Here is a 13,981-nt window from a genome sequence, read left to right on the forward strand (position 1 = left end):
GGGAACGCGGACGGTGGGAGGTCGGTTACCCCGGGGTCGGCCGGGGAATCGGTCCCCGCTCCGCTCCGCTCTCCACGGTCGGGCGAGAAGGTGTCCGGATGCCGGACATGGTGTATGTCGCGCGTCCGTATCCGGGACATTCCTTGACCGAGGGGCGCGGCTGCGCCCAGGAAAGCCGACTGTCGTACGAAGCGCGAGAGGTATCCCGTGATACAGAGCACGTCCCAGGACAGCTCCGACTGGTGGCGGGAGTCGGTCGTCTACCAGATATACGTGCCCGCTTTCGCCGACTTCGACGGGGACGGCATGGGCGACCTGCGCGGGGTCGCCGACCGTCTCGGCCACGTCGCCGAACTGGGCGCGGACGCCGTGTGGCTGACCCCCTTCTACCGCTCGCCCTGGGCCGATGGCGGCTACGACGTCAGCGACCACCGCGACGTCGACCCCCGGCACGGCACCCTGGAGGACTTCCGCGACCTGCTGGACCGGGCCCACTCCCTGGGACTGAAGGTCATCGTGGACGTCGTCCCCAACCACTGTTCCAGCGAACACCCCTGGTTCGCGGAGGCCCTGGCCTCCCCGCCCGGCTCGCCCGCCCGCGACCGCTTCGTGTTCCGGGACGGCAGGGGGCCGCAGGGGACGGAGCCGCCCTCCGACTGGCAGTCCAAGTTCGGCGGCCCGGCCTGGACCCGGGTGCCGGACGGCCAGTGGTACATGCACATCTTCGCCGCCGAGCAGCCCGACCTGAACTGGGAGAACCCCGAGGTCGCCGCCGAGTTCGAGAGCGTCCTGCGGTTCTGGCTGGACCTGGGCGTCGACGGGTTCCGCATCGACGTGGCGCACGGCATGCGCAAGGACCTCGCCCCGCCGCTGCGCGACACCCGCGGCGCGGACTCCGCCCCGCTCAACGCCCCGCCCGAGGGCCACGACCACCCCTTCTGGGACCGCGACGAGGTGCACGAGATCCACCGTGCCTGGCGCAGGATCCTGGACGAGTACGACCCGCCGCGCATCGCGGTCGCCGAGGCGGGGGTGAGCGAGTCCCGGCTGCCGCTGTACACCCGACCCGACGAGTGCCACCAGGCGTTCAACTTTCCCTACCTGCGCTGCCCGTGGGACGCCGCCGCGTTCCGCCGGGTGATCGACGCCTCCCTGGCCGGCGCCCGCTCCGTCGGCGCGCTGCCGACCTGGGTGCTCTCCAACCACGACGTGGTGCGGCACGCCGGCCGCTACGCCCTGCCCGAGGGCACCGACACGGTCGCCTGGCTGATGGCGGACGGCCGCGAGCCCGTCGCGGACGAGGAGCTCGGTCGCCGTCGGGCCCGTGCCGCCGCCCTGCTGACGCTGGCGCTGCCCGGCTCGGCCTACGTCTACCAGGGCGAGGAGCTGGGCCTGCCGGAGGTGGCCGACCTGCCGCGCGAAGCGCTGCGCGACCCGATGTGGGAGCGCACCGGCAACACCCGCAAGGGGCGCGACGGCTGCCGCGTTCCGTTGCCCTGGAAGCGTTCCGGGCCGTCGTACGGGTTCGGGCCGGGCGGCAGTTGGCTGCCGCAGCCGGAAGGCTGGGGCGAGTACTCGGTGGAGGCGCAGACCGGCGACCCGGACTCCTTCCTGGAGCTGTACCGGACGGCCCTGAAGCTCCGTCGTTCCTTCACCGGGGACGAGAGCTTCAGCTGGCTTCCCTCCCGCGAGGGTGAACTGGCCTTCCGCAAGGGCGCCCTGGAATGCCGGGTGAACTTCTCCGACGTTCCGCTGCCCCTGCCGCCGTCGGCCGCCGTGCCGCTGCCGATCGGCGGGGAACGCGAGGAGGGAACACTGCCGCCGGACACCGCCGTCTGGCTGGACGCCCGACCGCGCTGACGCCGTCGGTCGTCGCACGGCCGGGACCGCCGGCGCCGCCGCGCGTCAGCGATCCCGGCCGTTCCGCGTCCTCACCAGCGCCTCGATGCCGTCCAGGAGCCGTTCGAGGCCGAAGACGAACTCCTCGTCCGGGGCGCCCTCCTCGCTCATGACCCCCGACTTCAGGACCGCGTCGATCTCCGGGAAGCGCTCCGGGTCGACCACCCTGGCCAGCAGGCGGCTGTAGGCGGCCATGGCCTCCTCGACGGTGCCGCCCGAGGCGCGGGCGGCCGAGGTGACGTCCGCCGTCAAAGTGGCCTCGTTCCTGACGAAGCCGCTGACCAGCAGGATCGTCTCGAGCTTCTCCCCCTCGTGCAGGCCGGTGCCCCGCAGGCAGGCCAGACCCCGCTCCATCCAGGCGAGCGCGCGCGGTGTGGTGGGCGGGGTGGCGATGGGGACGCGGAGCATCCACAGGTTGCGGTGGAGCACGTCCCGCATCGACCCCGCCCAGTGGGCCAGGGCCGCGCGCCAGCCCGCCTCCTCCGGTACGGGACCCGCCGGAGGCGGCCCGTAGGCCGCGTCCTGCATCAGGACCAGCAGCTCCTCCTTGGAGGACACGTACCGGTACAGGGACATGGTCGAGGCGCCGAGGGTGGAGGCGACCCGGCTCATGGAGACCGCCGTGAGTCCCTCGGCGCACGCGAGTTCGACGGCGGCGTCGACGATTCGGTCCACGCTCAACCCCGGACGGGGCCCCTTTCCGGGACGTTCCCGCAGGCCCCAGGCGGTTTCGACGCCCGGGGGCAGACCGGTGTCGCTGTCCTTCGCCATCGTCTCCGCCGTTCCTGGTCTTCCGGTTCGGTTGACCGCCATCCTAGGTCTGTGTATACCCTACGCAGTAGTGCGTAGGACACACACAGAAGCGCGTACCCGATACGCGGAAGATGAGGGGGCGGTCCGCATGGCGGACGAGACGGCGGTCGAGGCGACCGGCCTGGAGAAGTCCTACGGGCGGGTGAGGGTCCTGGCCGGAGTCGATCTGAACGTGCCGCGCGGCAGCGTGTTCTCCCTGCTCGGGCCCAACGGCGCGGGCAAGACCACGACCGTGCGCATCCTGTCCACGCTGGTGCGCCCCGACGCCGGACGCGTTCGGGTGGCGGGTTTCGACGCCGTGCGCGACCGGCGCGCCGTCCGCCGCCGCATCAGCCTCACCGGCCAGTACGCGGCCCTGGACGCCGAACAGACCGGCGAGGAGAACCTCCGCATGATGGGACGGCTGAGCGGGCTCTCCCGACGCCGGGCCCGCGAACGCGCCGGAGAACTGCTGGAACGGTTCGACCTGACCGCCGCCGCCCGCCGCCGGGTCGGCACCTACTCCGGCGGAATGCGCCGCCGCCTGGACATCGCGGCCGGCCTCGTCGGCGACCCCGAGGTGGTCTTCCTCGACGAGCCGACCACCGGGCTCGACCCGCGCAGCAGGCAGGCCATGTGGGAGTTCGTCGCCTCCCTCGCCGGAACCGGGACGACGGTCTTCCTCACCACCCAGTACCTGGAGGAGGCCGACCGGCTCGCCGACCGCGTCGCCCTCCTCGACGGCGGCCGGTTGGTCGCCGAGGGCACCCCGGGCGAACTCAAACGGCGGATCGCCGGGCGACGCCTGGACCTCACGCTCGCCGACCCCGCCGCGTACGCGCGGGTGGCGGACCGGCTCGGCGACATCGCGGTGCTCCGCGTCCCGGACCGCCTGCTCCTGGGCGTGCCCACCGACGGGAGCGCGGCCCACGTGAGGGCGCTGCTGGACGAAGTGGACCCGGACCGCGACGCGGTGGACCGGTTCGCCGTGTACGAGGCCACGCTCGACGACGTCTTCCTCGCCCTCACCGGCAGCCCCGCCGCCCCCGCCGTGTCCACCGCCGCTGCCGCCCCCGAGGAGGCCACCGATGCCTGAGACCGTCGCCGCGCCCCGCGCCGCCGCACCCGGATCCCCGCTCCGGGGATCCGTCAACGTCCTGACCATGGCCGCCCGCAGCGTGCGGCTGTCCGCGCGCAACCTCGACGCGCTGCTGATCTCGCTGGCCCTGCCCGTGATGCTGATGCTGATCTTCGTCTACCTCTTCGGAGGGGCGATCGACACCGGCACCGCCTACGTCACCTACGTCGTTCCGGGAGTACTGGTGCTCTGCGCCGGGTACGGGGCCGCCAACACCGCCGTCGGTGTCGCCGCCGACATGACCGAGGGCGTCATCGACCGCTTTCGCTCCCTGGACGTCGGCGGCACCTCCGTCCTCGCCGGGCACGTGGTCGCGAGCGCGGCGCGCAACGCCGCCGCCACCGCGGCGGTGCTCGCGGTCGCCTTCCTGATCGGCTTCCGACCGGCGGCCGACGCGGCGGCCTGGGCTGCGGTGGTGGGCGTCCTGGCCGCCTATGTCCTGGCCTTCTCCTGGCTGTCGGCGGCGGTCGGCCTGCTCGCGAGGTCGCCCGAGGCCGCGAGCGGATTCACCTTCTTCGTCCTCTTCCTGCCCTACCCCAGCAGTGCCTTCGTCCGGGTGGATTCCATGCCGGACTGGCTGCACGGCTTCGCCGACAACCAGCCGGTCACCCACGTCATCGAGGCGCTGCGCGCCCTGCTGCTGGACCGGCCCGCGGGGGACGCCCTCTGGTGGGCCCTGGCCTGGTGTGCCGGCCTGTCGGTCGTCTCGATCGCCGCCTCCGCGTTCCTCTTCCGGCGCCGTACGGCCTGAGCGGCGGGCCGGGGGCGGGCGACGGAGGCGTCGGGTCGGCTCAGAAGTCGCCGCCCCCGAAGCCCCCGCCGAACCCTCCGCCGAAGTCGCCGCCCCCGAAGCCCCCGCCGAAGTCGTCGCCGCCGCTGTGGCCGTAGCCCCAACCGGGGCCGTAGCCGTACCCCCAGCCGCCCATGCTGCTGCCCAGGATCGTTCCGAAGAGCAGGCCCGGCAGCAGCATCGAGCCGTAGCTCCCGTAGTATCCGCCCATCCACGGGCCGTAGGCCGGGCCCGCGTCCCAGTACGGCACCCGCTCGCCGGTCGCCGTCGGCACCGTGCGCACCGCCGGGTCCAGACCGTCCTCGATCCGGGTGGCGTCGGCCGCGCAGACCGGCACGTCGCGGGGCGCGCCGCTGGGAGGAGCCCACTCCACGTCCCGCACCGACGGTCCGTGCCGGGGGTCGAAGAAGCACGGCGGCCTGCGCTCGGGCAGCTCCCGCCCCTCCCGGCGGGCTTCCAACGAGGCCAGGGCGAACCTGCCGTCCTCCAGCGCCTCGGTCACCGCCCGCATGTCGTCGGGGCGCCCGGCCGCCGCGGAGGCGTCCTTGGCCTTCTCGTAGGCGTCGAGCGCCCGCCGGTAGTCGTCGAGCATCTCCTGGGTGACGCCGGGGGCGGAGGGGGAGAAGTCCAGCCGGTCCAGGGCCTCGCCGTAGGAGGTGATGTCCTCCTCGACCGCCTTCCGCACCTGCTCCAGTTCGGCCCGCTCCTCCCGCTCGCGCTGCTTGCGCGTACGTCGGGTCAGGAACACGCCGCCGAGCGCGAACACCGCCAGAACCACCAGGAAGCCCACCAGCAGACCGCCGCCGGAACCGGACCCGGCGCCGTCTCGTTCGCCGTAGCCGCCGCCTCCGCCGTCACGCGCGGCGGACTGTACGTCGGCGACGAAGCCGTCGAGGATGCGGTCGGGCTCGCCGGGGTGCTCCCGCAGGTTGCGCTGGGCGAGTTCACTGGCCGTGGAACCGGACAGGACGTCGGAGTCCGACGCCGCGCCGAACCGCGAACCGAGCGCCACGGCGTACACGCCCGGACGACCCACCTCCGAACGCAGTCGGTCGAAGACGGCCTCGCCGCCGTAGGAGGAGTCCTCGGGGAGGACGGCGACGTAGATCGGCACGTCGCCCGCCCGGATCTGCTCGGTGAGCCGCTCGGCCTCGGCTTCGGGGAGCTTGTCGGAGGCGTCGGGGTCGACGAAGACCGGGTCGTCGCGGAGCGCGGCGGCGACCTTGTCCAGGTCGGTGGCCGATCGGGCGTCGCCCGCCGGGGCGATGAAGACGGTGGCGACGGCAAACAGGACAGCCCAGAGCAGAGCCGCCCGCCGTCCCAGGAGTATGTGAGAGATGGGGCGGTTTGTCCTCATGGAGTTCCGCTACCCACCCCGGGGCGCCTCACCCGGACAGCCGGGGGTCATTTCATGGCGAATCGGGGGAATTCTCCGTCGGGCCCGGGGAAGGAACCGTGAACGGTCCTCCGGTGCCCCGACGTGAGGGAACGACCGTGAATGGTTTATTCTTTAACCAGGAGCGGAAAGCAGGGGCGCGGACCACTTCCCCTCCACGGGCGCGGACCGCCGCCCGCCGCCCCTCCCAAGCCGGCCCCGGTCGAGTTCTCCCCCGTCTCGGCCGGGGCCTTCCCCACCTCCGGCGGACCGTCGGACGGTCCGCGCGCGGGGCATCCGTCCCGGTCCCTCCAGCACTTCACGGAGGCAGCGTTGTCCTCGATCGGAACCGCACGCCACTTCCACCCCGAGGGGACGCCCGGCGACATCTGCCGCGACCACAACCGCGCGGCGCTGGCCACCGTGGTGGCGGCCGAGGCGCGGCGCAGGGGTTACGGGCCCGACCTGAGCGACGAGCAGATCGACGAGTGCGCCGAACTCGCCGGTCGCAAGGCCCCGTCGGCGACCTCCCGCGAGGCGATCCGGGCCGCGCTCGGGGCGCCGATCACGGCCGACGACGCCCCGGAGGCCGTCGCGGCGGCGGTCTTCGGATCCCTGCCCTCCCACCCGGTGCGGGTGAGGGACCGGGACGGCCGGGAGTACTTCCTGGTTCCGATCCCGGCCACCGCCTGACGGCTCGGGCCCGCGCCCGACGCGCCGTCCGGCGCACGACGGAAGCGCCCCGCCCGGATCGGAGCGGGGCGCCCGGCGGCGGACCCGTTCACTCCGGCCGGCGCTCCGGGAGTCCCAGGTCTCTCCAGTCCAGTGCCTCCTTGGCCTCGCGCTGTATTCGCTCGGCCACCTCACGGGTCTCGGTGGGAACGTCACCGAGCTCCTCGAGCAGGCTCTCGTAGATGGGAGGGTGGTCGGTCCGAGTGGCGGTCGTCGTCATGTCGCCGTCCTTCCTGCTGTCGTGCCTGTCGTGTCATGGACGCCGCGGGCGCCCCTCTCGGGCGGCGACGAGGCCGCCGCGTCCGATCGTTTCATGGGCCGATCGCGCGACCGCCGCCGTGCTCGCATGGCGGGCACGGCGCGAACACGACGCGAACCGGCGAGCGGCTACCCACTGCCGAAATGGTCATGCCGGAACGGCGGGGAGACGTACGCCACTCGCGGGAACGGCGATGAATTTCGGACGCTTCTCCGGTCTCCACGGAGGCGGGTGCCCGCGCGGCACGCGCGGACGCCCGACAGGACCCCGACGGAAATCGGACGGAAACCGGAGCCCAACATGACCGAGACCTCCCCCGAAGCGGCCGCCGCGGCCTCCGCCACGCCCGACCTCGGCCCTCCGGCCCGGCGGATGGCGCGGCTGGTGGCGGACGTCACCGACGACCGACTGGACGACCCGACTCCCTGCGCGGGCACCTCCGTGGGCGACCTGCTCCATCACGTGCTCGGCCTGAGCACCGCCTTCCGGGACGCGGCGCGCAAGGACCTGGGGCCCACGACCGACACCGACCCGAGCGCCTCCCGTCCCTCCGCCGCCCTGCTGCCCGCCGACTGGCGCACCGCCGTCCCGCGCCGCCTGGACGAACTCGCCGCCGCCTGGCGGGACCCCGCGGCCTGGGAGGGCACCACCCGGGCCGGTGGCGTCACCCTGCCGGCCGCCGTCGCCGGTCGTGTCGCGCTCGACGAGCTCGTCGTCCACGGGTGGGACCTCGCCCGCGCCACCGGACGGGAGTACCACTGCGAGGAGGCGAGCCTGCGGGTCTGCTTCGACCTGCTGTCGCGGTCGACGGACGAGGCGGACCGGGCCGGGGCGTTCGGACCGGTCGTCGAGGTCCCGCCCGGCGCCCCGCTGGTGGACCGGGTCGTCGGCCTCAGCGGTCGGGACCCCTCCTGGGCCCCGACCTCCGACTGACGGTCCGGCGCCGTTCGACACCGGGCCGCGCCGGTCGGAAATCGGCGGGAAGCAGCGGTGATCGAATTCCTTCCGTGGTACAGGGCGGCGGCGTGAGCGGAAGAGGTCCGGTGCCGGGGAGCGGGCCGCAGTGCGCGAGTTACCATCGGAGCGGCCCGTCCCGCCCGGACACCCGGTGGGACGACGAACGACGACGAACGACGACAAGCAGGGCCGGGGGAGGCGCACATGCCGTACGGGGGGCCGGAAGGCCGTGCGCGCGTTCGGCGCGGGCCGCGGCCGGGCACCGTCCTCTCCCTCGTGGGCCTGCTGTTGCCCCCGGCGTTCCTCGCGCTGCTGATGCTCCTGACCGGTGTCCAGGTCGTACAGGGCGGCCTGGCGGAGACCGCGGTGGCCCTCGCCACGGCGGCCGCGGGCACCGTCCTCGCGGCGGCCGCCGTCCTCGCCGCGCGCCACGCCCATCCCGTCCCGCGCGCGTACGTCCGCACCGCCCTGCGCGACCGGGAACGCCGCACCGCCTTCCTGCCGCAGCGCGATCCCGACGCCTCGGGCCGTCCCCGGCCCCGGGCACCCGGCCGTCCCCTCCCGACGGCCGGGTAGACGCGGGCACCCCACGACAGGTCTTCTCCGGGGGCCGCGCGTCCGCGCGGCTCGTCATGCCGTACCGCACATCCGGCACGACGATTCCCGGGAGGGATCCGCATGTCCTTCGTCGCCCGACTCCTCGCGCTGCTCACCGACGCGCTGGAACCGATCTTCGCCCACTCCGCCGCCGCCGTCGCCATCGTGGTGGCCACCATGCTCGTACGCGCCGTGCTCCACCCCCTGGCCCGGGCCGGGGCGCGGGCGGAGAAGGCCCGCGCCCGGCTCGCGCCCAGGATCGCCGAACTGCGCGGGCGGCACGCCCGGGACCCCGAACGGCTCCGGCGCGCCCTGCTGGACCTGCACGCCAAGGAGGGCGTCTCACCCCTGGCGGGGCTCGCACCGACGCTGGCCCAGCTGCCCGTCTTCTTCGTGATGTACCGCCTCTTCACGGCCGGTGAGGTGGGGGGCGAGCCCAACGGGCTGCTGGACCATCGACTGGGCGCCGCACCCCTGGGCGGACGGTGGGCCCAGGCGTTGGACAACGGCGGATTCCTCGGCGCGCCGGGACTGGTGCACCTCGCCCTGTTCGCGGTGATCGCCGTCGTGGCGCTCTGGTCCTACCGGCGGGCGCGCGCGGCGGTGGCCCCGGCGGCGGAGACGCCGGGGGGCGCGGGAGTGGCCAGGGTGCTGCCGCTGCTGTCGTTCGGCACCCTGGTCACCGCGGCCTTCGTCCCGCTGGCCGCCGGCCTCTACCTGGCCACCACCACGGCGTGGACGGCGGTGGAGCGGGCGCTGCTCCACCGCGACCGTGACCGTGGTCGGAGGGGGAAGGGTTGACCACCGGCCCGTCCGCGAGGACGGCCCGCGCCGGTCGAACGGGCTCAGGCGGTGCCCGTCAGGCCCTTCCGCCGGAGGATGTCGCGTGCCCGGTCGGCCTGGCCACCGCGCACGATGACGTCGTAACGGGCGGCGGCCAGGGACTGCACGGAGGAGAAGTCGCGGTTCCCGCCGGTCGCGGCGTGACCGACGAACCCGAGGGCGGCGCCCCACACCGCGCCGACGAGGAGACCACCGAGGATCAGCCCCAGCCAGACCGGACCGGTGGTGAACAACCCCACCAGCAGACCGATGAACAGCCCGAACCAGGCGCCACCGGCCGCGCCCATCCCGGCCGCGCGCCCCTTGGTGAGCCGCCCGGTGACGTGCTCGACCAGCCGCAGGTCGGAACCGACGATGTCGATGTGCTCCACGGGGAACCTCTCGTCGGAGAGGTGGTCGACCGCCGCCTGGGCCTCCTGGTACGAGGAGAAGCCGGCCACCGTGTTCCACGCGTCGCCGATCGGGTTCGGGGGGTCGGGATCGATGTCGACCATCTGCCTCTCTCCTTCCCGGGTGCCTCCCGGACGGCACTCGTCCCCGTCCGTCTTCCCGGTGGGAGGGGCTTCAAGGGAGGAGAGACGGGGAGGACGCGGGGGAGGGGGCCGGCGAGCGGGAAGAGTCAGACGGTCAGCAGCACGCCGACGTAGGAGACCCCGGCGACGACCGCCCAGGAGAGGGCGCCCAGCAGGACCAGCCGTCGCCCGGTTCGCGCGAGGGAGGGCAGGTGGACGGCGCTGCCCAATCCGAACAGGGCGGCGGCCAGCACGAACTCCCGCGTCGTCGCGGTGGCCGCGAGCGCGCCGGCCGGCAGCAGACCGGCGGTGCGCACGGCGACGGCCGCCAGGAAGCCGGCCACGAACAGCGGCACCAGGGGCGGGCGCCGGGGCCGGGCACCCGTCGCCGTGTCGTGCTCCCCCCGGCCTCCCCGGGGTCCGGGCCGTCCCCGGCGGGCCGCGGCCACGGCCACCGCGGCGACCAGCGGCGCCAACAGCAGCACCCGTACCAGCTTCACCAGCACCGCCTCGCCCAGCGCCTCGGGCCCCGCGGTCCGGGCGGCGGCCACCACCTGCCCCACGTCGTGCACCCCGGCGCCGACCCACCGTCCGAAACCGGTGGCGTCCAGCCCGAGGGGGTGGTGCAACAACGGCAGGACGACGACGGCGAGGGTGCCGCACAGCGTCACCAGCGCGACCGACGCGGCGGCGTCGCGCTCGTCGCTCCCGCGCGCCTCGCCGACGGCGCCGATGGCGGAGGCGCCGCAGATCGAGTAACCGGTGGCGACCAGCAGCGGCTGATCGCCGGGCAGCCCCAGTCCGCGCCCCAGCCAGAGCGTGCCGAAGAAGGTCGCCGCCACCACCGCGGGCACCATGACGAAGGTCGTCCAGCCCAGTCCCAGCACGTCGCCCAGGCTCAGCTCCAGGCCCAGCAGGACCACACCGATCCGCATCATCCGTTTTCCGGCCCACGACAGTCCCGGACGTCCGGGCCCGGACACCAGGCGCCCCGGACCCGGCAGGTGGGCGGCGACGATGCCCAGCACGACGGCCGCGGTCAGCATCGGCACTCCCGGCAGCAGCCGGTGCACGGCCCAGGCCACCGCCGTGCCGCAGCAGGCGAGGGCGAGACCGGGCAGCGGACCGGGCGTCCGCCGCTCCCGTCGCCCGGCCCCCTCGGAACCGCCGCCCGGAGCGCCCACGGACCCCTCGACCCCGGTCCCGACCCCGGCGCCGCGTGCCGCGGTCCCGCGCGGGCGCTCGCCGAGCAGCGCCATCAGCGGTCGGCCGGCAGGTCGTAGACGCGACGGACGCTGGTCCCCAGCCGGGAGACGTCCGCGCCGTAGACGTGGAGGGACACGGCCTTGTGCGAGCAGCCGTTCCAGACCCGGTGGATGTCACCGGGCGGAGCGAAGCCGCACACCGCCCCCCGCGGGTTCACCACGTCCTCGGTGGCGACCAGTCGGGCCCGGTCCCCGGGGGCGGCGGCCGGCACCAGTCGGTAGCGGCGCTCGTGTTCCTCGCCCTCGTGGACGCCGGTGACGCACCAGGAGACGTGGTCGTGCACGGGGGTGCGCTGCCCCGGCAACCAGACGAGGGCGACGATCGAGAAGCCGCCGTCCGTCTCGGCGTGCAGCAGGTGCTGGCGGTAGCGCCCGGGATCGCCCTCGCGCTGGGCGGGGAGGAGCAGGTCGTCGGCGCCGAGGTGGGGTGCCAGTCGCTCGCCGACGAGGTACGCGGTCAGGTCCGGCGGCAGGCCGCGCTCCACGACCTCGCGGACGTCCTCGACGAGGGCGGCCAGTCGATCGGTCACCCGTCGGGGGACGGCGGTCCGCGCGGCGGAGGGCGTGGCGGAGGAGTGGGTGGAAGCGGCCATGGTGACAGCGTCACGCCAACGGACCATCACGTCCAACGACGGTTTCTTCGCCCGTCCCAAGAACCGCTTATGGGTCGGGGCGGCTCAACAGCCGACCCGGTTCGCGGCCACCGTCCTCAGCTCCTCCAGCACCAGCGCGGTGGCCGGTATCCGCAGGTGCTCGCGGAGCACGTACGCGGAGACCTGCCGCCGGGCCGCCGGGTCCAGGGCGCGTCCGGTGACCTTCCGGTGCACCAGGAAGGAGAGCACCAACCCCGGCATCATCGCGATGCCGAGCCCCTCGGCGACCAGGCTCTGCACCACGAGGTTGTCGTCGGTGGTGAAGACGATGTCGGGCGCGAAACCCAGCTCCGCGCACTCGTGGAGGAAGTTGGTGCGGCAGCGCAGGCATCCGGCGATCCACCGCTCGTCCGCCAGTTCCGCCAACCGGACCGCCCGCCGCCGCGCCATCGGGTGCCCGGTCGGCAGCAGTACGGTGAGCTGGTCCTCCAGCAGCGGGATCTCCACCAGTTCCTCGGGCACCTGCTCGCGGAGCCCGGGGTAGGTGAAGGCCAGGGTGATGTCGCACTCGCCGCGCACCACACGGTCCAGCGACTCCGGCGGCTCGCTCTCCTGGAGCTCCACCCGTACGCCGGGATGGTCGGCGGCCAGCCGCGCCAGCGCCTCCGGTACCAGCGTCGCCCCGGCGCTGGGGAACGCGCACACCCGCACCCGTCCCGCGCGCAGCCTGGTCAACGCCGTCATCTGCTGGTGGGCGACGGCCATGCTGTCCAGGATCGCGCCCGCGTGGCGGGCCAGCGCCTCGCCCGCCTCGGTCAACCGCATCCGACGCCCGACCCGCAGGAACAGCGGGGTGCCCACGGCCCGTTCCAGGGCCTTCATCTGTTGGGTGATCGCCGGCTGGGTGTAGCCCAGCGCTCGGGCCGCCGCCGAGTACGAACCGGTGCGAACCACCTCGTGGAAGGTCCTGATGTGTCGGGAGTCGAACATGCCGGAACGATAAGCGGAACTTGGGGGAGCCGAGAGACCGGTACCGGTCGCCGCCCCGCCCCGGCTCCCTTACAGCCTGGACGGGACCGGTCGGGACCGGGCGTCACGGACGTTCGCTCAACACCGCCATGGTCCGGCCGATCAGTCCGGGCACGTCCGCGTCGCGCACTCCGTCCAGCAGCCACCGGCCGAGCCGTACCGAGTTCTCCACGACCAGCCGCACGCGCGGCACGCGGCGCTCCCGGTACGCGGTGAGGAGGTCCTCGTCCCAGTCGGTGCGGGTGGTGAGCAGCTCGGCCAGGACGAGGGCGTCCTCCAGGGACATCGCCGCCCCCTGGGCCAGGGTGGGCGGGCAGGCGTGCGCGGCGTCACCGACCAGGACGACCCGGCCGCGGTGCCAGGGGCCCTCCACCAGCAGCCGGTGGAACCAGGTGTAGTTGACCAGGGAGGGGTCCGTGACGGAGGCGGCGATCTCCTTCCAGGCACCCCCGTACCCGGCGGCCAGGGAGCGCACCTCCTCGACGTACGAGGACGGCGGCAGCTCGGCGCGCTCCCGAGCGGGCTCGACGAGGTAGGCGTAGAGGGAGTCCTCGCCGGTCGGGCAGTACCCCGCGATGAACGCCGGCCCGCCGTAGGCCAGGTCGGTGCGCTCCACACCCGCGGGGCGCGGGGCGGTGACGCGCCAGATGCCCATGCCGGTGGGCTCGGGCCGGTCGTCGACGCCGATCGCGGCGCGGGTGGGGGAGTTCAGGCCGTCGGCGGCGACCACCAGGTCGTAGCGGCCGGTGGAGCCGTCGGTGAGGCGGACGTCCACCCCGTCGCCGTCCTGGGTCAGGGACTCGACGCCGCGGCCGAGTCGGACACGGGCCCCGCTCGCGCGGACCGCGTCGGTCAGGAGGCGCTGGAGGTCGGGGCGTCGTATCCCCAGCGTGGCGGGCAGGTCCGGGCCCCCGGTGCGGATGTCCTCGGCGACGTGCAGCACCGTGCCGTCGGGCGCGACCACGCCGAGCGTGTCGAAGCCGAACCCCGCGCGCCGGACCTCCTCCCACACCCCGACCTCGCGCAGCACGCGCAGGGCGTTGCCCTGGAGGGTGATGCCCGACCCCTGGACGTTCCAGTCGGGGGAGAGCTCCACGAGGTCGACCTCGACGCCGGAGCGGCGCAGCAGGACGGCGAGGGCGTTGCCGGAGACGCCGCCTCCGACGATGAGGACGGTACGGGCCGGGGACATGGCTTCCT

General features: G+C 74.2%; 15 protein-coding genes. 7 read left to right on the plus strand and 8 right to left on the minus strand.

Going from position 1 to position 13,981, the window contains the following annotated elements:
* Positions 1–207 precede the first annotated feature (207 nt).
* Positions 208–1,860: a glycoside hydrolase family 13 protein gene (locus F0L17_RS24645; protein WP_338018208.1), complete on the plus strand. Its 1,653-nt coding sequence runs from the start codon at positions 208–210 to the stop codon at positions 1,858–1,860.
* Between the two features lie 45 nt (positions 1,861–1,905).
* Here F0L17_RS24645 and F0L17_RS24650 read toward each other — a convergent pair whose 3' ends face one another.
* Complete coding sequence (locus F0L17_RS24650; RefSeq protein ID WP_155072747.1) at positions 1,906–2,670, minus strand: TetR/AcrR family transcriptional regulator; 765 nt, start codon at positions 2,668–2,670, stop codon at positions 1,906–1,908.
* A gap of 130 nt (positions 2,671–2,800) precedes the next feature.
* Between F0L17_RS24650 and F0L17_RS24655 the strand changes: the two genes are divergently transcribed.
* Positions 2,801–3,787, plus strand: a complete 987-nt coding sequence (locus F0L17_RS24655; protein ID WP_155072748.1) for an ATP-binding cassette domain-containing protein — start codon at positions 2,801–2,803, stop codon at positions 3,785–3,787.
* A 67-nt stretch (positions 3,788–3,854) separates the two neighbouring features.
* Positions 3,855–4,580 carry an ABC transporter permease gene (locus F0L17_RS24660; RefSeq protein WP_238420908.1) on the plus strand — a complete coding sequence of 242 codons (726 nt, stop codon included), beginning with the start codon at positions 3,855–3,857 and terminating at the stop codon, positions 4,578–4,580.
* Between the two features lie 40 nt (positions 4,581–4,620).
* Here the strand turns inward: F0L17_RS24660 and F0L17_RS24665 are convergent, their stop codons facing one another.
* Complete coding sequence (locus tag F0L17_RS24665; protein WP_162466655.1) at positions 4,621–5,976, minus strand: hypothetical protein; 1,356 nt, start codon at positions 5,974–5,976, stop codon at positions 4,621–4,623.
* Positions 5,977–6,327: 351 nt separating this feature from the next.
* Between F0L17_RS24665 and F0L17_RS24670 the strand changes: the two genes are divergently transcribed.
* A complete protein-coding gene (locus F0L17_RS24670) occupies positions 6,328–6,687 on the plus strand; it encodes a hypothetical protein (protein ID WP_155072750.1) in 360 nt (119 codons plus the stop codon).
* An 88-nt stretch (positions 6,688–6,775) separates the two neighbouring features.
* Here the strand turns inward: F0L17_RS24670 and F0L17_RS27175 are convergent, their stop codons facing one another.
* Complete coding sequence (locus F0L17_RS27175; protein ID WP_202917935.1) at positions 6,776–6,946, minus strand: hypothetical protein; 171 nt, start codon at positions 6,944–6,946, stop codon at positions 6,776–6,778.
* Between the two features lie 339 nt (positions 6,947–7,285).
* Here F0L17_RS27175 and F0L17_RS24675 point away from each other — a divergent pair, with 339 nt between their 5' ends.
* The 3 genes from F0L17_RS24675 to F0L17_RS24685 all read left to right on the plus strand — a co-directional run bounded on the left by F0L17_RS24675 (position 7,286) and on the right by F0L17_RS24685 (position 9,340).
* Positions 7,286–7,918 (plus strand): TIGR03086 family metal-binding protein, encoded by a 633-nt coding sequence (locus tag F0L17_RS24675; protein WP_155072751.1) that lies wholly within the window; start codon positions 7,286–7,288, stop codon positions 7,916–7,918.
* A 339-nt stretch (positions 7,919–8,257) separates the two neighbouring features.
* Positions 8,258–8,518: a DUF6412 domain-containing protein gene (locus F0L17_RS24680; protein WP_238420910.1), complete on the plus strand. Its 261-nt coding sequence runs from the start codon at positions 8,258–8,260 to the stop codon at positions 8,516–8,518.
* Between the two features lie 102 nt (positions 8,519–8,620).
* Positions 8,621–9,340, plus strand: coding sequence for a YidC/Oxa1 family membrane protein insertase (locus F0L17_RS24685; RefSeq protein ID WP_155072752.1), 720 nt, complete (start codon positions 8,621–8,623; stop codon positions 9,338–9,340).
* 44 nt (positions 9,341–9,384) lie between these two features.
* Here the strand turns inward: F0L17_RS24685 and F0L17_RS24690 are convergent, their stop codons facing one another.
* The 5 genes from F0L17_RS24690 to F0L17_RS24710 all read right to left on the minus strand — a co-directional run bounded on the left by F0L17_RS24690 (position 9,385) and on the right by F0L17_RS24710 (position 13,973).
* Positions 9,385–9,876, minus strand: a complete 492-nt coding sequence (locus F0L17_RS24690; RefSeq protein ID WP_155072753.1) for a YflT domain-containing protein — start codon at positions 9,874–9,876, stop codon at positions 9,385–9,387.
* 125 nt (positions 9,877–10,001) lie between these two features.
* Positions 10,002–11,153 (minus strand): YeiH family protein, encoded by a 1,152-nt coding sequence (locus F0L17_RS24695; RefSeq protein WP_155072754.1) that lies wholly within the window; start codon positions 11,151–11,153, stop codon positions 10,002–10,004.
* Positions 11,153–11,752 (minus strand): cysteine dioxygenase family protein, encoded by a 600-nt coding sequence (locus tag F0L17_RS24700; RefSeq protein ID WP_155072755.1) that lies wholly within the window; start codon positions 11,750–11,752, stop codon positions 11,153–11,155. Before F0L17_RS24700 ends, F0L17_RS24695 begins: the two co-directional genes overlap by 1 nt.
* Positions 11,753–11,836: 84 nt before the next feature.
* A complete protein-coding gene (locus F0L17_RS24705; protein WP_155072756.1) occupies positions 11,837–12,742 on the minus strand; it encodes a LysR family transcriptional regulator in 906 nt (301 codons plus the stop codon).
* Between the two features lie 103 nt (positions 12,743–12,845).
* Positions 12,846–13,973 carry an FAD-dependent oxidoreductase gene (locus F0L17_RS24710; RefSeq protein ID WP_155072757.1) on the minus strand — a complete coding sequence of 376 codons (1,128 nt, stop codon included), beginning with the start codon at positions 13,971–13,973 and terminating at the stop codon, positions 12,846–12,848.
* Between the last annotated feature and the right edge of the window lie 8 nt (positions 13,974–13,981).

The organism is Streptomyces taklimakanensis (assembly GCF_009709575.1).
Taxonomy (GTDB): domain Bacteria; phylum Actinomycetota; class Actinomycetes; order Streptomycetales; family Streptomycetaceae; genus Streptomyces; species Streptomyces taklimakanensis.